This window comes from Schauerella aestuarii, from assembly GCF_009866805.1.
GTDB lineage: Bacteria > Pseudomonadota > Gammaproteobacteria > Burkholderiales > Burkholderiaceae_B > Schauerella > Schauerella aestuarii.
This window is the reverse complement of sequence record NZ_SIZW01000039.1, coordinates 261,009-279,990: the sequence shown is the minus strand read 5'-3', so window position 1 is coordinate 279,990 and position 18,982 is coordinate 261,009. Positions and strand designations below refer to the sequence as shown.

At 63.6% G+C, this 18,982-nt stretch carries 18 protein-coding genes and 1 tRNA gene; 10 read left to right on the top strand and 9 right to left on the bottom strand.

Annotation, left to right across the window (positions count from 1 at the left end; all coding sequences use genetic code 11):
* The first annotated feature begins 67 nt into the window (after nucleotides 1–67).
* From EYW45_RS04335 to EYW45_RS04325, 3 genes are all read left to right on the top strand, one after another.
* Nucleotides 68–679 carry a glutathione S-transferase N-terminal domain-containing protein gene (locus EYW45_RS04335; protein ID WP_161134137.1) on the top strand — a complete coding sequence of 204 codons (612 nt, stop codon included), beginning with the start codon at nucleotides 68–70 and terminating at the stop codon, nucleotides 677–679.
* A gap of 16 nt (nucleotides 680–695) precedes the next feature.
* Nucleotides 696–1,154, top strand: a complete 459-nt coding sequence (locus EYW45_RS04330; RefSeq protein ID WP_161134136.1) for a ClpXP protease specificity-enhancing factor — start codon at nucleotides 696–698, stop codon at nucleotides 1,152–1,154.
* A gap of 79 nt (nucleotides 1,155–1,233) precedes the next feature.
* Nucleotides 1,234–1,309: transfer RNA gene (locus EYW45_RS04325), tRNA-Thr, on the top strand.
* 14 nt (nucleotides 1,310–1,323) lie between these two features.
* On the opposite strand, the gene EYW45_RS04320 is transcribed toward EYW45_RS04325, so the two are convergent.
* Nucleotides 1,324–2,232 (bottom strand): spermidine synthase, encoded by a 909-nt coding sequence (locus EYW45_RS04320; RefSeq protein ID WP_161134135.1) that lies wholly within the window; start codon nucleotides 2,230–2,232, stop codon nucleotides 1,324–1,326.
* Nucleotides 2,233–2,501: 269 nt separating this feature from the next.
* Entirely contained in the window at nucleotides 2,502–3,449 is a 948-nt protein-coding gene (locus EYW45_RS04315) for a phytanoyl-CoA dioxygenase family protein (RefSeq protein ID WP_235938840.1), read from the bottom strand.
* A gap of 345 nt (nucleotides 3,450–3,794) precedes the next feature.
* On the opposite strand from EYW45_RS04315, the gene EYW45_RS04310 reads away from it, so the two are divergent.
* Nucleotides 3,795–5,210 carry a DUF2868 domain-containing protein gene (locus tag EYW45_RS04310; RefSeq protein WP_161134134.1) on the top strand — a complete coding sequence of 472 codons (1,416 nt, stop codon included), beginning with the start codon at nucleotides 3,795–3,797 and terminating at the stop codon, nucleotides 5,208–5,210.
* Entirely contained in the window at nucleotides 5,197–6,597 is a 1,401-nt protein-coding gene (locus EYW45_RS04305; RefSeq protein WP_235938839.1) for a GTPase/DUF3482 domain-containing protein, read from the top strand. The genes EYW45_RS04310 and EYW45_RS04305 overlap by 14 nt, the downstream gene beginning before the upstream one ends.
* A 149-nt stretch (nucleotides 6,598–6,746) precedes the next feature.
* Here the strand turns inward: EYW45_RS04305 and EYW45_RS04300 are convergent, their stop codons facing one another.
* The 3 genes from EYW45_RS04300 to EYW45_RS04290 form a co-directional block, all read right to left on the bottom strand.
* A complete protein-coding gene (locus tag EYW45_RS04300) occupies nucleotides 6,747–7,955 on the bottom strand; it encodes a TPM domain-containing protein (RefSeq protein ID WP_235938838.1) in 1,209 nt (402 codons plus the stop codon).
* A gap of 42 nt (nucleotides 7,956–7,997) precedes the next feature.
* Nucleotides 7,998–8,615, bottom strand: a complete 618-nt coding sequence (locus EYW45_RS04295) for a LemA family protein (protein ID WP_161134588.1) — start codon at nucleotides 8,613–8,615, stop codon at nucleotides 7,998–8,000.
* Nucleotides 8,616–8,677: 62 nt separating this feature from the next.
* Complete coding sequence (locus EYW45_RS04290; RefSeq protein WP_161134133.1) at nucleotides 8,678–10,282, bottom strand: YdgA family protein; 1,605 nt, start codon at nucleotides 10,280–10,282, stop codon at nucleotides 8,678–8,680.
* 450 nt (nucleotides 10,283–10,732) lie between these two features.
* Here EYW45_RS04290 and EYW45_RS04285 point away from each other — a divergent pair, with 450 nt between their 5' ends.
* From EYW45_RS04285 to EYW45_RS04270, 4 genes are read left to right on the top strand one after another with little or no spacing between them, the layout of a single operon-like run.
* Nucleotides 10,733–12,244, top strand: a complete 1,512-nt coding sequence (locus tag EYW45_RS04285; RefSeq protein ID WP_161134132.1) for a DEAD/DEAH box helicase — start codon at nucleotides 10,733–10,735, stop codon at nucleotides 12,242–12,244.
* Nucleotides 12,245–12,259: 15 nt separating this feature from the next.
* Nucleotides 12,260–12,889: a LysE family transporter gene (locus tag EYW45_RS04280; protein WP_161134131.1), complete on the top strand. Its 630-nt coding sequence runs from the start codon at nucleotides 12,260–12,262 to the stop codon at nucleotides 12,887–12,889.
* Between the two features lie 28 nt (nucleotides 12,890–12,917).
* A complete protein-coding gene (locus EYW45_RS04275; RefSeq protein WP_161134130.1) occupies nucleotides 12,918–14,531 on the top strand; it encodes a peptide chain release factor 3 in 1,614 nt (537 codons plus the stop codon).
* 29 nt (nucleotides 14,532–14,560) lie between these two features.
* Nucleotides 14,561–15,256: a hypothetical protein gene (locus EYW45_RS04270; RefSeq protein ID WP_161134129.1), complete on the top strand. Its 696-nt coding sequence runs from the start codon at nucleotides 14,561–14,563 to the stop codon at nucleotides 15,254–15,256.
* 87 nt (nucleotides 15,257–15,343) lie between these two features.
* Here EYW45_RS04270 and bfr read toward each other — a convergent pair whose 3' ends face one another.
* From bfr to rpoN, 3 genes are all read right to left on the bottom strand, one after another.
* On the bottom strand, nucleotides 15,344–15,823 hold the full coding sequence (bfr, locus tag EYW45_RS04265) for a bacterioferritin (protein WP_161134128.1): 480 nt from the start codon (nucleotides 15,821–15,823) through the stop codon (nucleotides 15,344–15,346).
* 363 nt (nucleotides 15,824–16,186) lie between these two features.
* The gene (locus EYW45_RS04260) at nucleotides 16,187–16,468 is read right to left on the bottom strand and encodes a (2Fe-2S)-binding protein (protein ID WP_161134127.1); all 282 of its coding nucleotides are present in this window, start codon (nucleotides 16,466–16,468) and stop codon (nucleotides 16,187–16,189) included.
* A 71-nt stretch (nucleotides 16,469–16,539) separates the two neighbouring features.
* A complete protein-coding gene (rpoN, locus tag EYW45_RS04255; protein ID WP_161134126.1) occupies nucleotides 16,540–18,003 on the bottom strand; it encodes an RNA polymerase factor sigma-54 in 1,464 nt (487 codons plus the stop codon).
* 15 nt (nucleotides 18,004–18,018) lie between these two features.
* Here rpoN and EYW45_RS04250 point away from each other — a divergent pair, with 15 nt between their 5' ends.
* Nucleotides 18,019–18,747, top strand: a complete 729-nt coding sequence (locus tag EYW45_RS04250; RefSeq protein ID WP_161134125.1) for a hypothetical protein — start codon at nucleotides 18,019–18,021, stop codon at nucleotides 18,745–18,747.
* Here EYW45_RS04250 and EYW45_RS04245 read toward each other — a convergent pair.
* Entirely contained in the window at nucleotides 18,737–18,958 is a 222-nt protein-coding gene (locus EYW45_RS04245; RefSeq protein WP_161134124.1) for a hypothetical protein, read from the bottom strand. The genes EYW45_RS04250 and EYW45_RS04245 overlap by 11 nt on opposite strands.
* Between the last annotated feature and the right edge of the window lie 24 nt (nucleotides 18,959–18,982).

Here is an 18,982-nt window from a genome sequence, read left to right as displayed (position 1 = left end):
CTTGGGCCAGCGCCCAGCCTATTGGCCGCCGCTGGCCTTTCGCTTTTTATACTAAGGAATCTCCGCCATGATGGTGCTCTATTCCGGGACCACGTGCCCTTTTTCGCAACGCTGCCGCTTCGTGTTGTTCGAGAAAGGCATGGATTTCGAAATTCGCGACATTGATCTGTACAACAAGCCGGAAGATATTTCGGTCATGAACCCGTATGGACAGGTGCCCATCCTGGTCGAGCGCGATCTGGTTCTGTACGAATCCAACATCATCAACGAATACATCGACGAGCGCTTTCCGCACCCGCAATTGATGCCGGCCGATCCGGTGATGCGTGCGCGCACCCGCCTGTTCCTGTACAACTTCGAGAAGGAACTGTTCGTTCACGTTTCCACGCTCGAAGATCGTAACGGCAAGCCCGACGAAAAGCGCCTCGAACGCGCCCGTCAGAACATCCGCGACCGCTTGGCCCAATTGGCGCCCATGCTGTTGAAGAACAAGTTCATGCTGGGTGAAGAGTTCTCGATGCTTGACGTGGCGGTTGCCCCGTTGTTGTGGCGTCTGGATCACTACGGCATCGAACTGCCCAAGAACGCCGCACCCCTGCAAAAATACGCCGAACGCATTTTCTCGCGCCCGGCCTATATCGAAGCATTGACGCCTTCCGAGAAAGTGATGCGTCGATAATCTGGAGGTCAGATCGATGGGTGAGACATCAACCAAACCGTATTTGATCCGCGCACTGCATGAATGGTGCACCGATAACGGCTACACGCCGTATATCGTGGTGCAAGTCGATCACCACACGATGGTGCCAATGGGTCACGTTCAGGAAGGTCAGATCACCTTGAACGTTGGCACGTTGGCCACCAACAGCCTGGTGCTCGGCAACGAAGCGATCGAGTTTCAGGCGCGCTTCGGTGGCGTCACCGAAAACGTGTACGTGCCGGTGGGTGCCGTCAGCGCGATCTACGCGCGCGAAACGGGCGCCGGCATGGGATTCGAAGTCGAGCCCTACGAGCCTGCGGCTCAGGATGAGAACGATGCGGGTCTGGCGGTAGCCGACGACGGCAACGCCGTGGCAGCCGAAGCGCCCGTCGTGGCCGACACCACGACTGCCGACGCCGATGGCAAGCGCCCGCACCTGACGATCGTGAAGTAAACCGGATCTGGGTGGACAATCCGCCCAGATTCACTACAATTCAGTCCCCCGCTCGCCACGTTCTGTGTGCGAGCATCGTGCCGGTGTAGCTCAGTTGGTAGAGCAGCTCACTTGTAATGAGAAGGTCGAGGGTTCGATTCCTTTCTCCGGCACCATCTCCCCTGACGTCTCAATCCTTCAATACCTGCGCGGTCGTCGACCAATCGCTTTGGCGTGAAAAGCGTGCCAATTGCGTCGCCACGTCGATGCCGTAGGGGCTGAGTTTTGGTGCCCATGCGCGGGCATTCGCGGCCAGCTGGGCATCGTCGGGCAGCGGCCCATTCACCGCGAGGATCACGCGATTATTGGCGCGCAGGTTGAAGAACGTGCCGAACACATCCGCGTACGTCACCGACTCGCTGTCGTAGCGATCGCTGGACGTGAAGGTGTTGGCCGCCAGCACGCCACCGGGCGGCAACAGCTGGCGAACCGTTTGCACGAACTCGCGCGTCATGAGGTGCTTGGGGATGTAGTCGATATCGAACGCATCGAGCATGACGATGTCGTAGCGTTTGCCTTCCCGCAGCGCCGCCTCGACGTACGCGCGACCGTCGGCGGTGATGATGTGCTGCTGCGGGCCGGTGCGAAATCCAAAGTATTGCCTGGCCACGTTCACCACCGCGGGGTCGATCTCGACGGTGTCGATATTGGCTTGCGGCAATACCTCGGCCAGTGCCTTGGGCAATGTGCCGCCCCCCAAACCCACGATCAGGATGTTGCGCGGCGCCGGTTGCACGAAGAGCGCACTCATCATCATGGGCGTGTAGTTGAACACCATGCGCTGCGGCGCGGCCAGGTCGATGCACGACTGCCGGCCAAGCGCCTGCACGCTGCCGAACGTCATGCACCGCTGGTTGTCGTTTTCATACACGACGACGGGTGAGAACGCAGATGCTTCGGTATGGATGATGTTCGCGGCAAGCGCCGCCGCCGGCGCGAGTACCGCGCTCGCAAGCAAGGCCGGCAGGAGCGCCGCAAGTCGGGACGCAAAGGACCGGGAGGCGGCAAGACGGCTGAAAAAAGCGGGCGAGGGTTTCATGAATCGAGTGTATCGCCAATGGCAAGACACAGCCGAAGGCTGAGCGCCCTTTGCATTGGCAGGCAGAGCGGCGCGCGCTCGACACAGATTGCAGCCGCGCTCGTAAGAATCGGCGACACGCTCAGCGCATTCAGCCGCCACCTTGAGCCAGGCACCTTCAGCCGGGCACCTTAAGCCACGCCCGAATCCACGCCCCCGCGCCATAACGACAAAAGACGGCACAGGAGGGACTGTACCGTCTTTCATTCAGCCCGCGCAGGCGTTGAGCTTTACTGCTGCGCGCGACCTCGGCTGAAGAGTTTGCTCCATGCGCGAATGAACGCCCATGAGAGCCAGCGGCCGCTGGTGAGACGCGCACGCGGCAAGCGGCGCTTCACTTCCACCATCCACCCGCCTTGACGATGCCAGACCTTCTTGCGGTTCTGACTATCGGTACGGCGGCCGATCAGCCACGGGAACGTGCGCAGACCGGGTTTGTACACGGGCGGCACGTTGAAGATCAGGATGTAGGCCAGGCGCGTCGAATCCGACGTGTTGGGCCCTGTATGGTGCAACGTGCGCATGTCGTGCACCGTGCAGTCGCCGGCTTGCAAAGGCACCGGGATCGCCTGGCTGCGGTCGAAGTCGCCGATGCATTCGAGGGGGTGCAGCGTCTTGTCGCCACCGGGCGATTGATGCTCCAGCACGGGTCCCACTTGCGAGCCCGAGATGAACTGCATGCAACCGCTTTCTTCCGTCACGGGTTGCAGCGCCAGCCAGATGCTGAGCTCGCGGTATTCAAAATCGGGCGAGCGGAAAGCTTCGTCCTGATGCCAGGGCGTGGGAGGCCCCACGCGTGCCGGCTTGAGCAACGCATGCTCGCCGTAGCACGCGGCGTCTTCGCCGAGAAGCTGGCGCGCCACAGCGGTCGCGCGAGCGAAGAATTGCGTCTGCGTGAGCTCCGGCGCGTAGTGGCTGGGGTCGTGCAGGCTCGGGAACGATGCGGGTTTGCCTTCTTCGTCGCGTTGCGCAAAGTCGTACTGGGCACCTTCGTCGTAACCCGTGCGCTGCTCGAACATTTTGAGCAGGGTGCGACGAATCATGGCCACCTCGTCGGGTGGGCAAAGCGAACCCAGCGCCACATAGCCCTGGGAACGATAGGTGCTCTCCGCCAAAGGCGAAATCAGCATTTCATCCGATCGCGCAGAACTCGTGCGCAACAACGCTGTAAGGGACATGGCAAATCTCCCGCGGGGGTATGCCCGTAAGGGCAGCAAATGGGGTGAGACGTATGAGGGGTCTGGTTGAACGCTCTATGGCGTGCTGTGACATAAAGTATCCTGGCGCCCGTCCTGCCGGAATCCGCCCGACGCACTACGGCGCGACGGCATCCTAAATCGCATTTCGTAGACCTTGCAGGTGTCGAAGTAGGGAGATTCGGTTGAGCGGATGAGATAAGCATTAGGTCGATGCGTGGGTACCTTTCGCTGCCATCCCTCCTCCCCGATCGGCCCACTACAATGCACATCCACCGATGACGCCGCCCTTCCCATGTTCATCCCGCCCCACATGACGATCCCAGCATGACGCCGACGCAACATCAAGCGCCGCTGCGCGACTACTGGCTGGCCGAGGCCATCCGCTTGCGCGAGGCACATTGGGGTCCGCTGGCCGACGCCGATGCCGTGCGCGCTGCCCGGCAAGGCCCCGACGATTTCGAGCAACGCATTCTGCTGCGCGCGCAAGCGTTGGCGGTCGTGACGCCATTGCCGCGCATGATCGAACGCTGGCGTCAGGGGGCGCTCGCCGCGCTGACCGGGCTGCTGTTGCTGGCCGCGATGACGGGCGCGCTCACGGCGCTGGGCGCATTGGGCGACGGCACACGTGCCGTAAACATCCTGTGGGCGCTGGGGGCGTTGCTGGGTTTGCATGTGGTGATGGGCGTGCTCTGGCTGCTGAGCTTTTTCATCCGCGCACCCGACGGAGCTGGCGGGCTGGGCCGGGTCTGGCTATGGCTCAGCCGCAAGTTCGCACGCGGCCCCGACGCCGCGCTTGTGCCCCATGCCTTGTTCAATCTGCTCGCGCAACGCGGTGCCCTGCGCGCCTTGCTGGGCGCGGTCACGCACGCCATCTGGTTTACCGCCCTGACCGTGGCGCTGATCACGCTGCTGGTGGTGCTGTCCACCGCCAGCTACCGTTTCATTTGGGCGACCACGTTGCTGGCGCCCGACACCTTCGTCGCCCTCACCCGCGCCATCGGCTGGCTGCCGGCGCAGTTCGGCTTCAACCTGCCCGATGCCGCGTTCGTGCGGGCCAGCGACGGCACGCAAGCGTTGCCGGTAGAGGCGCAGATCCAATGGTCGATCTGGCTGATGGGCACCGTTGCCGTTTATGGCGTGTTGCCTCGATTGCTTGCCCTGGTGGGCTGCGCGTTCGTGGCGCTGCGCGGCATGCGGCGCCCGGCGCTGGATCTGACCCTGCCCGGCTATGCAGGGTTACATGACAAACTGCTGCCACGCACGGAGACCATCGGGATCGATCGACCCGCCGACGCTGCTGCGGTCACGCCGATCGCGGCCCACACGGCCGCCCACCGCACGGCCGATCTCGGGGGCCGAGCCGTGATCGTCGCGCTCGAAGTACCCGCCGATATCGCCTGGCCTCCGGTACCGCTGCCCACTGCTGTGCACGATGGCGGCGCGCTCGATACGCGCCAGGATCGCAACCGGATGCTCGACGCTCTGGCGCGCACGCCTGCAGCGCGCCTGTTGATCGCCTGCGATGCCCGGCAGACGCCGGATCGCGGCACGTTGTCGCTGATCGCTTCACTGGCCAAGCACGCGGCGCACACCGCCGTCTGGCTCTTGCCATCCGAAGCGGCGCCGCGCCGCCAGGCGTGGGTCGACACCCTGCGTGATGCCGGACTGGATGGCCAAGCGATCGTCGTCGACGCCAGCGACGCCGCCCGGTGGTTGGAGACCGAGCATGCCGATGCCTGACCTTGCTGCCGCCCTTCCCGATGCCCCCATCCGCATTGCCGTGGTCGGACATACGAACACCGGCAAGACCTCGCTGCTGCGCACCCTCACGCGCAACAGCCGCTTCGGCGTGGTGGCGGACCGGCCTGGCACCACCCGGCATGTGGAAGGCGCCCGCCTGCTGCTCGATGGCAAGCCTGCGATCGCCTGGTACGACACGCCCGGTATCGAAGACAGCATTGCATTGCTCGAGTATCTGGACGACCTGGCGCGCGATGAACGGCTCGACGGCCCCGCGCGGATCCGGCGGTTTCTCGACACGCCCGAGGCGCGCGGAAGGTTCGAGCAGGAAGCCCGAGTACTGGCGCGCATGCTCGACTGTGACGCCGCGTTGTATGTGATCGATGCGCGCGATCCCGTGCTGGCCAAGCATCGCGACGAGCTCGAGATTCTCAATGCTTGCGGCCGGCCGCTGTTGCCGGTGCTCAATTTCGTCAACGCGCCCGACCACCGCGTGGCGGAATGGCGCGACGCCATGTCGCGCCTGGGACTGCACGCCACGGCCGAATTCGATACGGTGTTGCCCGCACTCGACGGCGAGGCACAGCTTTATGCCCGCCTGGCGCTGCTGCTGGATCGAGAGGCCGATCTGCTGCGTCGGTTGGCCGAAGATCTTGCGCAACAGCGCCGCGAGCGGCACGAGGCGGCTTACCGCATTGGCGCCGAAGTGCTGGTCGACGTGGCGGCGCTCCATGTGCAAAGCGGCAACGATGCGGCGGCACTGGCTGCCAGCGGCGAGCGCTTGCAGACGAGCGTGCGGGTGCGCGAGCAAAGCGGGATCGATGCATTGCTTGCGCTCTACAACTTCAGCCGTGACGATTACGCCGCCGAGCTGTTGCCGCTGGAGGGCACGCGCTGGGGCATGGATCTGTTTCACCCCCAGACAATCAAGGACATGGGTGTGCAATTGGGGGCTGGCGTGGCCGCCGGCGCGATGGCGGGCGCGGCCGTGGATGTGTTGACGGCGGGTTTGAGCCTGGGCACCGGCATGCTGATCGGCGCGGCCGCAGGCGGCATGTGGCAAGGCGTGGAGCGCTTCGGCAAGCGTTTGGCGGGCCGCGTACGCGGTTACCGCGAGTTGAGCGTGGACGATGCCGTGCTGCGTGTTTTGGCGTTGCGTCAGCGCGCGCTCATTCACGCGCTCGAGCGCCGCGGGCATGCCGCGACCGCCCCCCTGGAACTGGCGGCGGCGCAAGATGAAAAATGGCGCAAGGCGGCGTTGCCGGACGGGTTGAAGGAGGCGCGCAGCCGGCCGGAGTGGTCAGCGCTGGCGCCGGGTCATGATGATGACGCCCGCCGCAAAACAGTGGTGAAGCAGTTGGCGCAGGATCTCGCACGCGCCGAATGATTATCGAGGCGGATGAGGGGCCTGCGGGTCGAAGGCCGCAGCCCGCCGCTGCCGTACGTGCGCCCCGAGCCTTAACCGCTTGTGTCGTCGGACACAGTGGGCGATGGCGAAACGTGTGCGCGCATGGCCGTCGCCACGGCCACCGGCCGCTACCAGCGCCCGGACGCGCCGCCCCCGCCGCTGCGTCCGCCGCCACCGCCGAAACCGCCTCCGAATCCACCGCCACTGCTGCGTCCGCCGCCCATCGAGCCGCCGCGCAACCCGCCGAGGCCGCCCAATATGGCGCCGGCGCGACGACCACCGCCCCCGCCGCCGCCCTTACCGCCCCCTTTGCCACCGCCGCCCTTGCCCCCGCCCTTGATACCCAAGGCGTGAAGCACCACCGTCAGCACAAGCGCCAGTACGGCGGCCACGCCCGCCACCCAGAGCATGCCCGTGGCGGTGTACGCCGCCACGGCGACAGCCGCCACGCCTACCAGGGTGGGCAACACCAGCACCATGATGACGCCGACGATAAGCGACGTGGTCAAGGTGGGAAGATTCACCGACATCTCGTTGGGCGCCCCTCGCGAAGCCGGTGGCGGCAACGGCTCGCCGTCCACCAATGCCGCGATGCTTTTCACGCCCGCATCGATGCCGCCGGCGAAATCGCCGGACGCGAAGCGCGGCACGATCTGTTCATTGATGATCTGCGAGGCCCGTGAATCGGGAATCGCACCTTCAAGGCCGTATCCCACCTCGATACGCAGGGTGCGATCGTCCTTGGCCACCAGCAACAACACGCCGTCGTCGGTATTTTTCCGGCCCAGCTTCCACTGGTCGAATGCCCGCGTTGCATACTGCTCGATGGATTCAGGCTGGGTCGTGGGCACGATCAGCACCGCGACCTGCGCGCCTTTGCGGGCTTCGAGCGCCGCGAGTTGCGATGTGAGTGCACTGCGCGTTGCCGCATCCAGCGTGTTTGTACGGTCGGTAACCCGTTCCTGCAATGCCGGCACGGCCGCGTCCCCGGTATCGGGGGACGGCGCACGCGGCGCGGACGATGGCGGCGCAGGCGCCGGTGCGCGCGGCGTCGACGGGGGCGTGGCCGACGAAGGCACCGACGGCGTGGGCGCGGCGGGTGACGCCGAGGGCGGCACATCGGCGGGCGGCGCGGGATTGATCGTGATGTAGCCGGGCGCAGGTTCGCTGGCCGCCAACAGCACGGGTCGCGCATGACGTCCCTGGCGCGCCGGCCCGTCGGCAAATGCGGACACGCCAGCCCCATGCCGCGCGCCGGCGTCGTCGTTCATCTCAAGCGCCTTCGCACGCAACGGCGCCGCTGCGAAGGCCGTCGCCGTCAACAAAACGGCGAGCATCGCTGCTCGCCGGAGGTCATTCATCACAGACATGTCGGAAACCTAGCGTGCTGCGGGCACAGGAGCGGGCGCAGCCGGCGGCGTTGCGCCGCGCGTGTTGCTGAACTCGATCGCCGGCGCACGCGAGATGGCGGCTTCGTTTTCAACGCTGAAATTCGCCTTGGGCGCATAGCCCATGATCTTGGCGGTGATCACGCCCGGAAACTGCCGGATGAGCGTGTTGTAGGCCTCCACCTGCTGCACGTATCGGCCCCGCGCCACCGCGATGCGGTTTTCGGTACCGGCAAGCTCAGCCTGCAGATCGCGAAACAGCGCATCGGCTTTCAAGGTGGGATAGTTTTCGGTCACGACCAGCAAGCGCGACAACGCCGACGACAGCGAGCCTTGTGCTTGCTGGAAGCGTTCCATGGCTTGCGGATCTTCGAGTTTATCGGTGCTCATCTGCGCGCTGCCCACGCGGGCGCGGGCCTCGGTCACTTCCTTGAGCACGGCACGCTCGTTGGTCATGTAGGCATCCACCGACTTGACCAGCGCAGGGATCAGGTCAGCGCGGCGTTGGTACTGGTTGAGCACCTCCGACCACGCCGCCTTCACCTGCTCGTCGCCGGCCTGCATGGCGTTATAGCCGCAGCCTGCCAGCAACGTCACCCCGAGCGTCATGACCACGAGGCGGCCGAGACGGCTCACACTGCGCGAGAACAGGTCGCTCAGGGAGGCTGTCATTACGGCTTGACCCGGGTGGCCGGTTCGGCGGGAACGGCTTCGTCGGCAGGCGCTTCTTCCAGCTCGTCCTCGTTCTCTTCCTCGTCGTCCATGTCGCCGCCGGAGAGGCCCATGTTCGCGCCGGAGCCGAGCACCATGCTGAAGACTTCGCCTGCAAACTCTTCCACCGGCATCTTCTTGCCGTTGAAATCGACCTGACCGGCTGCGTAGTTCAGCGTCGAGGTGATCTTGTCGCCTTCCACCTTCACCACGCCGGCCTGTGCACCCATGCCGGCCACGAGCTCGGACTGCATCGTTGCCATTTGCGCGGCTTGCGCGGGATCGGCGCCTTCCTGCGTGGCGGCGATCGTGAAGATCTCGGCCAGCATGCCCTTGGAGACGACCAGCTTCGCGTCGAGCGTCTTGATGGTCTCAAGGATCATCGCGTCGATCGAAGCGGCCTTGTCGGAGGGCTTGGTCAGGCTCAGATTCAGATTGAACGTGCTTTCGCCCTTGGACGTCTTGATCAGCAACGGATCGATCGACAACGTGGGGTTGCCGGCCAGCAGCGCCAGCATCGCACCCTGCATCGCCTGGGCTTGCTCGGGCGTCATCTCGGGCAGTTCTTCCTCGCCCTTGGATCCCATGCTCTTGAGCGCGCGCACGTACATGTCGCGGTAAAGATCGTTCAAGGTTTTCAGGGCGACCGGATCGAGATTGCCGCCCTTCATGACGAACTGGCCGCCCCCGACGTCCTTGCCCTTGAAGTTGACACCGCCGACTTCATAGCCAACCACCACATTGAGCTTCTGATTCTGCTCCCCCAGATCGGCGCGCTGCACCAGATCGCGCAACACGATCATCGGCTTGTCCTGTGCTTCGGCGATCGTGAGCGACTTGGTCGTCATCGAGTACTTGCCCAGGTACATATCGGCAATGCCTTTCGACATGTCGCTATCGAACGACACACCCTTGAAGTCCAGCGCCAGCGGCTTGCCGTCGGCCTTGCTCAAGGTGGTGGCCACGATCGACTCGATCAAGCCCGAAACCTTGACCGATTCGCCGTTCTTGCCCACATCGGCGTTGACGTCCAGACCGGAGAAGTTAAGCTTGCTGTCGCCTTCGGCGTATTCGGCCGGCGCCAGGCGCACGACGCCCGTGGACGAGCCACCGTAGCCGAGGCTGAACGTGGACGACACCGGCGGCACATCCTTCGTCGCCACGAACCAGGCGTCGAGCGTGCCGTTCTTTTCGAGCTTGGCATTGCTGGTGGCCATCATGGGCGCCAGCTTGCCGGTCTTCACGCGCGACCAGGGAAAAGGACCGTGTTCGATATGGTCCGACACCAACACTTCAATTGGCGCGGGAGCAGGCTTGCCTTCCTGGGCGGGCAGGCTCAACGTGGCGGTGTAACGCGCATCCGAAGAGAACACGCCACGCTCGAAGGATGCCAAGGCGAACTTGATGCCGGGAACCGGCATGACCTTCGCAAGCTCGACGTTGGCTTTGTCGATCGAGGCGATCAGTTCCTTCTCAACCTTGGTGCCCGTGTAATACGCTGCACCTGTCCAAGCGATCCCTGCGACCACGACGACGCCGACTACCGTGCCGACAACCTTGCTCATAATTGATTCCTATCCTGAATTGGGCGTTAAGCCGGGCGATTATAGAGAGCGCGCACTGTCGCTGTTACGATTTTGGGTGCGAAACCATTGCCAATTGTGACAAGTTATCGGGTAACCCAGCCGACGCTTGGATCGGTGGTATAGCAGCGGCGCACGGTCCCGGGGCGGGCCGACGTTATAGCAATATCAGCCATTCCAGATGTGTGCGATGCCCATTTGCCGCGGCATCTCGCGCAGATTCGGGGTTTTTTGCAGCTTTTCCCCGGAGATCGGCCTTCATCGGATACAATCTTTCGCTTGGGCTGTACCAATCCGCCCAAGCGTCCCTGTGACGGCGCCGCCGTCACCTCGCAGGGCTGGTCCGCTACGACCCGCCTTCTTTTCTCCTGACGCGTCTGCCTCGATTGGAGTCCTCTGACCTAGAGCGACAGGCTGCCGCTGGAGCTGTACTTGACTTCCCCCATTACATTTGCCGACCTTGGCTTGGCCGAGTCGTTGCTGCGCGCTATTGCAGATACCGGTTACACCGCCCCTACCCCGATTCAAGCGAAAGCCATTCCCCTGGTGCTCAAGGGCGGCGACCTGCTCGCCGCAGCCCAAACGGGCACCGGCAAGACCGCCGGCTTTACGCTTCCCATCCTGCATTTGCTGGAAACCCGCCCCGCCCCCGATACGCGCAAGCCGGGCCGCCCGCGTTGCCTGATTCTCACGCCCACGCGTGAACTCGCCGCTCAGATCGAGGAATCGGTCCAGACGTACGGCAAGTACTCCAAGCAGAAAGCGATGGTGATGTTCGGCGGTGTGAACATCAACCCGCAGATCGGCGCGCTGAAGCGCCCGCTCGACATCTTGGTCGCCACGCCGGGCCGTCTGCTCGACCATGCCGGTCAACGCACAGTGGATCTGTCGGGCGTCGAAATCCTGGTGCTCGACGAGGCGGACCGCATGCTCGACATGGGCTTCATCCGCGACGTGCGCAAGATCCTGGCTTTGCTGCCCAAGCAACGCCAGAATCTGCTGTTCTCGGCCACCTTCTCCGAAGAAATCCGTGCGCTGGCGCGCGGGGTGCTCAACAACCCCGGCGAAGTGTCGGTCACGCCGCGCAATACGGCCACCGAACTCGTGCACCAGACGGCGCACATGGTCGACCAGGCCCACAAGCGCGACTTGATCAGCCACATCATCAATGAAAGCGGCTGGCATCAAGTGCTGGTGTTCACCCGCACCAAGCACGGCGCCAACCGCCTTGCTGAAAAGCTGGTGAAAGACGGCTTGTCGGCTGCTGCGATTCACGGCAATAAGAGTCAGGCCGCACGCACGCGTGCCCTGGCCGGCTTCAAGGACGGCTCGGTCGCCGTGCTGGTTGCAACGGATATCGCTGCGCGCGGGATCGACATCGATCAATTGCCGCAGGTTGTGAACTTCGAACTGCCCAACGTGCCCGAAGACTACGTGCACCGTATCGGCCGCACCGGCCGCGCGGGCTCGACGGGCTCGGCCGTGTCGCTGGTGGATGCCAGCGAGGTCAAGCTGCTCAAGGCCATCGAACGCCTGATCGGCAAGACGATCGAACGTGTGCCGGTAACGTCCGACTGGACGCCTCCCGTGGGTGCCGCACTGGACGTGGATGCTCGCGAAGAGCGCACCGAACAGCGTCGCTTCGGCAACAGCAACCGCGGCGGCAACGGTGGCGGCGGCAATGCCGGTCACAGCAAGAGTCGCAACAACGGCACGGGTCCCACGCGTGGATCGCCCGTGCGTGCCGGCGGTAACGGCAACGGCCGTCCCGCCAGCGCCGGCGCTGCCAAGCGCCCGGAAGGCGACGCGGCCCGCCGCCACAGCGAGCCGCGCGGCGATCGTCCGGCTGCAGCCCGTCCGGCAGCACCGCGTTCGGGTGATGCACCCCGCTCGGCCGCTCGCGGCAACGACGGCCGCCGCAGTGGCGTGCTGTTGGGCAAATAATCCGGAGCACAGGCGATGAGTGTGTCCACCTGGCTGACGTTCATGCTGGCTTCCTGGGCCATTTCGTTCTCGCCTGGCGCCGGCGCGATCTCCGCCATGTCGGCTGGGCTCAAGCACGGCTTTCGCCGCGGGTACTGGAACACGGCCGGCTTGATCGCCGGCATCCTGTTCCAGTTTGTCGTGGTCGGCGTCGGACTGGGCGCGCTCTTGGCCACGTCTGAAACGGCCTTCACGGTCGTGAAGATGCTGGGCGTGGCGTACCTCGTTTATCTGGGCGTGAAGCAATTCCGCACCGACGCCACGCCGGTTGCCGTGGAAACGGGCAATCTGGCGCTGGAGCCGATTCGCACGTTGATCCTGCGCGGCTTTTTGATCAATGCCAGCAATCCCAAGGGCACGGTGTTTCTGCTCGCCGTGGTGCCGCAGTTTGTGGACCCCGCGGCAGCGCTCGCACCGCAGTACGCCGCCATGGCATTCACGCTGGCATTTACCGATACCGTTGCCATGGGGGTGTATACCCTTTTGGCGGCCAAGGTGCTGCGCCTGTTGCGCAGCCCGCACCACATCCGCTGGATGAACCGCAGCTTCGGCGCACTTTTCGTACTCGCCGGGGCCTTTCTGGCCACTTTCCGGCGCGGCGTCTGAAGGCGCGCGGCTGTAGAATTCGCACATCATGACGATCAAAGAAGAAGTTGCGCGTCGCCGCACATTTGCCATCATTTCCCACCCCGATGCGGGTAAAACCACGCTGACCGAAAAGCTGCTGCTGTTCGCGGGCGCGATTCAGATCGCCGGCAGCGTGAAGGCGCGCAAGGCGACTCGCCACGCGTCGTCGGACTGGATGGAAATCGAAAAACAACGGGGCATTTCGGTCGCCTCGTCCGTGATGCAGATGGAATATCGCGATTGCGTGATCAATCTGCTCGATACCCCGGGCCACGCCGACTTCTCCGAAGACACCTATCGCGTGCTGACGGCGGTAGACGCCGCATTGATGGTGATCGACGCCGCCAATGGTGTCGAACCGCAAACCATCCGCTTGCTTCAGGTGTGCCGGGCCCGCAACACCCCCATCATCGCGTTCATCAACAAGATGGACCGTGAAGTGCGCGATCCGCTCGATCTGCTCTCCGAGATGGAGGCTCATCTCGGGATGGATGCCGTACCCTTCTCATGGCCGGTAGGCATGGGCAAGTCGTTTGGCGGCGTCTTCGATATCCGCCGCGACCGTATGCGCATTTTCCGCGCGGGCCAGGAGCGCCGCGGCGCGGACGACGACATCATCGACGGGCTGCAGAACCCCGAAATCGCCAAGCGATTCGGATCGGCCTTCGAGCAGGCCAGTTCGGAAATCGAACTCATCACCGCCGCCTCGCCCGCCTTCGACCACGACGCGTTTCTCGCCGCAAAGCAGGCCCCGGTCTTTTTCGGATCGGCGGTCAATAACTTCGGCGTGCAGGAAGTGCTCGACGCCCTGGTCGATCTGGCCCCGCAGCCGGGCGCCCGCCAGGCGCTGCAACGCGAGGTCAAGCCCGACGAGCCCAAGTTCACGGGCGTGGTGTTCAAGGTGCAGGCGAATATGGACCCGTCGCACCGCGATCGTGTGGCGTTCGTGCGCGTAAGTTCGGGCAAATTCGATCGTGGCATGCGTTTGAAGGTGTGCCGCACCAATAAGGAAATGCGTCCGAACAACGTCGTGTCGTTTCTGTCGCAACGGCGCGAGTTGCTGGACGAAGCCTACGCGGGCGACGTGATCGGCATTCCCAATCATGGCGTGTTGCAGTTGGGCGACGTACTGACCGAAGGCGAAATCCTGCAGTTCACCGGCCTGCCCTTTTTCGCGCCCGAGCTGTTCCAGGCCGTTGAAGTGAAAGATCCCCTGCGCATGAAGCAGTTGCGTACCGGTTTGGCCCAGTTGGGCGAGGAAGGCGCCATTCAGGTTTTCCGGCCCGTGGCCGCCGGCGGCGCGTTGCTGCTGGGCGCGGTCGGTCAGCTGCAGTTCGAAGTGGTGGCTCATCGCCTGAAAACGGAATATGGTGCCGACGCGCGCCTGATGCCGTCACGCTACACAATGGCCCGCTGGATCACCTCGGATGACCCGAAAGCACTACGCAAGTTCATGGATGCCAACGCTGCCCATATCGCCTATGATGTGGTGGATGCTGCGGCCTTCTTGATCGGCTCGTCGGCGCAGCTCCGGGTGGCTGAGGAGTTGTACCCGGACGTGAAGTTCCACGCGATGCGTGAGCATGGCGGACAGGTGTTTAGCGAAAAGATGCGCGCCTGAGCGGATCTCACAGGTATACGAGGTTAGGGATGTCTTGGCGGTTCTTGTTAGTCGTACTTTTACTGGCGCTTGGCGCATCCGCATTCGGCGGCATGCGGCTGGGCGACTGGCTGGTCGAACACGCGCCGCCGGCCACGCCGGCACCGGGCCAGGACGAAAACGGCGCGCAGCCGGTTCTCGACGCGAACGGCCGCGCCTTTGTGGCACAACCGCCGCAACCTCGCGTCGATGGCACGCTGGGTATTCCCGACAAACCGGCCGACCTGAAATGGAACGTGCAGATGGTGTCGTTGTTCGACACCGTCAAGGATCCTTCGATTTTGCTGTCGAAATCCGGCATGACGGCCGAGCAAGCGCGTGAAGTTGCGGCTGCCGCCCAAACGACGTTGCCGGGCGGCTCGGATGTCAGCACCCTCGATCTGATGCCACCCGTACCTGCCGCACCGGTCGCACCGCCCATTCGTGGGCAGATTTCGGTGTCGAGCGGTTATGGTGGTGCCGAGATGGTGCAGCAAGCGCCGCAAATGGCTTACGCGCAGGCCCGTCCGGCTCCCGCCACGGGTGCCAATGGCTGGCAAGGGGCCTTGCGCCAGGAACTCGCGCAGTGCGCCAATGCAGGCTTCTTCGAACGCCCCACGTGCTCGTGGAACGCGCGCAACAAATACTGTGCGCCCAATCAAGCGTGGGGCTCGATCCCCGAGTGCCCGCGTCGGCCGGGCGAATAGGCCTAGCTCAGTGCATCGCACGTGATGCGACGCGCAGAATGAAAAAGGCACCCGAGGGTGCCTTTTCTACGTCCGTCGATACGCGACTCAGCCGCTATAGACTTCCATCTGCGATTGCAGGTAATTTTGCACGCCGACCTTGTCGATCAGATCGATCTGGGTTTCCAGATAGTCGATGTGCTCTTCGGTGTCGTCCAGGATGTCCTGAAACAAGTCGCGCGACACGTAATCGCGCACCGATTCGCAATGCGCGATCGCTTCCTTCACAGTGGCTTGGGCACCTTGCTCGACCTTCAAATCACAGGCCAGCAACTCGGGCACGTCCTCGCCGATCAGCAACTTGTGGAGGTCTTGCAGATTGGGCAGGCCGTCGAGCATGAAAATGCGTTCGATCAAACGATCCGCATGCTTCATCTCGCCGATGGACTCTTCGTACTCGTGCTTGCCGAGCTTCGTGAAGCCCCAATGGTTCAGCATGCGGGCATGCAAGAAATACTGGTTGATGGCCGTCAGCTCGTTGGTGAGCTGCTTGTTCAGAAACTGAACAACGATGGGATCGCCTTTCATGGGGTGTACTCCTGATGGGTCTGGCAAGCGCCGCCAGAACACCGCATGAACGAAGCGGTTGGGCGCTGCAACCCGCAGAGGCTAACACCGAGCACAGGGCGCGCACCAGCCTGTGACTGCATTTGGTTAACCGCTACGCGAGCGCGAGCCGAAAGCGTCAGGATAATGAGTATGAATATCGATGGCAAAGCGGCTTGAGGGCACGTCGCGCTATGCGGTGCTCTTGGCGGGTTTGCTGCTGCGAAAACACGGCTGCGGCGCCCGAAGAACGGGACGCAAATGCTGCCATGAACCGGCAAACGCCACCTGACGCCATGCACGCTCGAAATAGACGCCGTTGCAGTCATGCAACGTGCGCGCTACTCAAGCGGCGGCGACCAGGCGAATCGGGAACGTATTGGCGGCGTGCGTGGGCGGCAGTGCGGGGCGGGTATGCGGCACTGGGTGGCCTATCGCGCTATCGTGACCAGCGCAGACACTGGAGCAGCGTCCGCCGGGCAGATATTCCAATGCCGTATCTGCACAGCGACCGCAGCAGCTCGCAACGCCCAGCTCGAATTGAAGATCTTCGAGGGACGTCGCACCGCGGTCCACGCTGGCGCGGACCTGACGTTCGGTGATTGCATTACATACGCAAATGTACATGAGAATAATTATCGAAAATTATTCGCATTAGCGCAAGCGCCCTTTTGTGACAGCGGCCTCGGCCTGATAGCCTAGGCCGGCCGGCTCATGGAAGCCTGCGCGCGGCGCAACGAAGCCGGTGCGATGCGTAGCGATTCGCGGTACTTGGCAACCGTTCGACGTGCGATAACGATTCCCTGCTCAGCCAGCTTTTGCGTGATCTGGTTGTCGGACAGCGGTTTGCTCCGATTTTCTTCCGCCACAAGTTGGCGAATGTGCGCCTGAACAGCGGTGGCCGATGCCGAATCGCCGTCGTCGGTCGCCACGCCTGCGCCAAAGAAAAACTTGAGCTCCAGGGTGCCAAATGGGGTGAGCATGAACTTTTGCGTGGTGGCGCGAGAGATCGTCGATTCGTGCAAGCCGAGTTCGCCGGCGATGTCCTTGAGGATCAGCGGCCGCATGGCAGCGGGCCCTTTGCTGAAAAAGCCGCTCTGGCGATCGACGATGGCTTGAGAAACGCGAAGGATCGTGTCGAACCGCTGCTCGACGTTCTTGATCATCCAGCGCGCCTGCTGCAATTGCGATTGCAACCCGGCGTGGTGCGACTCGCGTTGATTGCCCAGCATCTGGGCATAAAGCGCATTGATGCGCAGTCGCGGCATGGCCGCCGTGTTCAGCGAGACCTGCCACCCTTTGCGCGTACGGCGCACGATTACATCAGGCACCGCAAAATCGGCCGCCGGCACGGACCATCGTCGGCCCGGACGGGGGTCGAGCTTCAGGATCAAGCCGTGTGCGGCCCGCAACGTCGCGTCATCGCAACGCAAGAGCTCTTTCAAGCGCGGCGCATTGCCCGCCCCCAAGAGAAGCAGGTGGTCGGCACAGATGGCGCGCGCGCATTGCAGCACCACGGGCCGCGCGGCATCCGGCATGGTTGTCAGGTCGGGTTGTCGCAACTGCAACAGCAAACAGTCCGCCAGCGTGGTGGCCCCCACGCCTGCCGGATCGAAGGACTGCAGAAAGGTGAGTGCGGCGCGCAGTTCATCGAGATCTGCATCGATCTCGGGCGGCAACCAGCTCAGCACCTCCTCGAGCGGCGAACCGAGGTAGCCGTTTTCGTCGAGTTCGTCGATCAACAGACCGATGAGCGCCATGTCGCGCGCACTGACGCGCGTGACACCCAACTGATTGAGGAGATGCTCACGCAAGGTTTCCTGCCGCGTCGACTCCGGCGGGCCGCTGTCCTCGTCATCGCCTTGTCCGCCGCCGCTGCCGTACGACTCGCCGCTGAAGTCCTCGCCGCCCGCGGCACCATCGTCGTGCTCACGCTCATCTGCAGGCGCATCGGCGGCCTCGCCCGGCTCGTCGCCGGCCGCCACAGGCTCGTCGCCCGGAAAGTCGTCTTCGCGCTCGAGCAAGGGGTTGTCCGAGAGGGCTTGCGAGATCTCCAATTCGAGTTCGAGCGTCGACAATTGCAACAATCGGATCGACTGCTGCAACTGCGGAGTCAGCGTAAGATGCTGACCAGGACGAAGTTCTAACGCTGGACGACTCATAGGACGCTATTTTGCATGAAGACGCTCACTTCACCTGACCGCATTAAGCAGGATTGCCGGTCGATCAACCAGACGGTGCTCAAATTATCCGGTCCGCGCTTCATCATGCGCGCGGTGGTGCTCGTCATTGCCTTCGTGGTGTGGCTGTTCGTGTCCTCCCGCCTGTTGGCATTTGGACGAACGCTGGATTACAGCGCATTTGCCGCGATGGGACAGCAAGCTGTCGACTTAATGGTGCGCATCAATCCTTACCTCTGGTGGGTGGTCGTGGCCATCTGGACGCTGATCGTCTTTTTCGGCGTTCGATCATGGCTTAACGGCAGTATCGCCGCTGGGCGTGCCACGCCGGTCGCCGCCGACGTGCTCGCGGATCTCGTGGCCGGCCTCTCCGAAGGTGTCGTCGACGTCATGCAATGGGTGTGGAACCCGCGCGACGAACCCCTCACGATCGGCGACCTGCGTCGTACAGTACAAGAAACCCGCCACGGACGCATCGAGAAGATCGAACTGGTCCGTGAACAGGAAGCGGTATTGCGCGATGAAGCGCGGCCCGCAGCCGCCCTGCGCCGCAAGACTGCCGGCGGACCCGTCGACGTCGCGCCCACGCCTGACCGCGGCCGCACGACGCGTCCGGCGATTGCGCCTGCCGTCGATCCCACCGGCCGTCACGATCAGGAACCCACGCTGGGCGGCAAGCCGCGCAGCGTCAATGCGGGTCGCGCCGAACCGGGCATCACCCGCTAAACCGTTTTCGGCGCCCCCCAAGGTCGAGCCGCTCGACAAAAATAATTTGCGCGGCGCCCGAAAATGTGTTCGACTTACATCCTATGTCCACCGCCCACATGTCCATTTCCTCGACAGTCGGTTGCGATTCCATCGCAACCGGGGCGGTCGCGTCTGCTTCCATCGCATCGGCTTCGTTCGATGGCTCGCGTGCCTTCTCCGGGCGCGCCATGGTCGCACAAGCTGCTGCGCAACG

Excerpts from the sequence above, each read along its gene's own strand:
- EYW45_RS04280 (WP_161134131.1), top strand. The coding sequence starts at position 12,260 with ATGAGTGTGTCCACCTGGCTGACGTTCATGCTGGCTTCCTGGGCCATT.
- EYW45_RS04300 (WP_235938838.1), bottom strand. The coding sequence starts at position 7,955 with ATGCTCGCCGTTTTGTTGACGGCGACGGCCTTCGCAGCGGCGCCGTTG.
- EYW45_RS04315 (WP_235938840.1), bottom strand. The coding sequence starts at position 3,449 with ATGTCCCTTACAGCGTTGTTGCGCACGAGTTCTGCGCGATCGGATGAA.
- EYW45_RS04270 (WP_161134129.1), top strand. The coding sequence starts at position 14,561 with ATGTCTTGGCGGTTCTTGTTAGTCGTACTTTTACTGGCGCTTGGCGCA.
- EYW45_RS04245 (WP_161134124.1), bottom strand. The coding sequence starts at position 18,958 with ATGGCGCGCCCGGAGAAGGCACGCGAGCCATCGAACGAAGCCGATGCG.
- EYW45_RS04295 (WP_161134588.1), bottom strand. The coding sequence starts at position 8,615 with ATGACGCTCGGGGTGACGTTGCTGGCAGGCTGCGGCTATAACGCCATG.
- rpoN (WP_161134126.1), bottom strand. The coding sequence starts at position 18,003 with ATGAGTCGTCCAGCGTTAGAACTTCGTCCTGGTCAGCATCTTACGCTG.
- EYW45_RS04250 (WP_161134125.1), top strand. The coding sequence starts at position 18,019 with ATGAAGACGCTCACTTCACCTGACCGCATTAAGCAGGATTGCCGGTCG.
- EYW45_RS04320 (WP_161134135.1), bottom strand. The coding sequence starts at position 2,232 with ATGAAACCCTCGCCCGCTTTTTTCAGCCGTCTTGCCGCCTCCCGGTCC.
- EYW45_RS04275 (WP_161134130.1), top strand. The coding sequence starts at position 12,918 with ATGACGATCAAAGAAGAAGTTGCGCGTCGCCGCACATTTGCCATCATT.
- EYW45_RS04310 (WP_161134134.1), top strand. The coding sequence starts at position 3,795 with ATGACGCCGACGCAACATCAAGCGCCGCTGCGCGACTACTGGCTGGCC.
- EYW45_RS04260 (WP_161134127.1), bottom strand. The coding sequence starts at position 16,468 with ATGTACATTTGCGTATGTAATGCAATCACCGAACGTCAGGTCCGCGCC.
- EYW45_RS04330 (WP_161134136.1), top strand. The coding sequence starts at position 696 with ATGGGTGAGACATCAACCAAACCGTATTTGATCCGCGCACTGCATGAA.
- EYW45_RS04290 (WP_161134133.1), bottom strand. The coding sequence starts at position 10,282 with ATGAGCAAGGTTGTCGGCACGGTAGTCGGCGTCGTCGTGGTCGCAGGG.
- EYW45_RS04335 (WP_161134137.1), top strand. The coding sequence starts at position 68 with ATGATGGTGCTCTATTCCGGGACCACGTGCCCTTTTTCGCAACGCTGC.
- bfr (WP_161134128.1), bottom strand. The coding sequence starts at position 15,823 with ATGAAAGGCGATCCCATCGTTGTTCAGTTTCTGAACAAGCAGCTCACC.
- EYW45_RS04305 (WP_235938839.1), top strand. The coding sequence starts at position 5,197 with ATGCCGATGCCTGACCTTGCTGCCGCCCTTCCCGATGCCCCCATCCGC.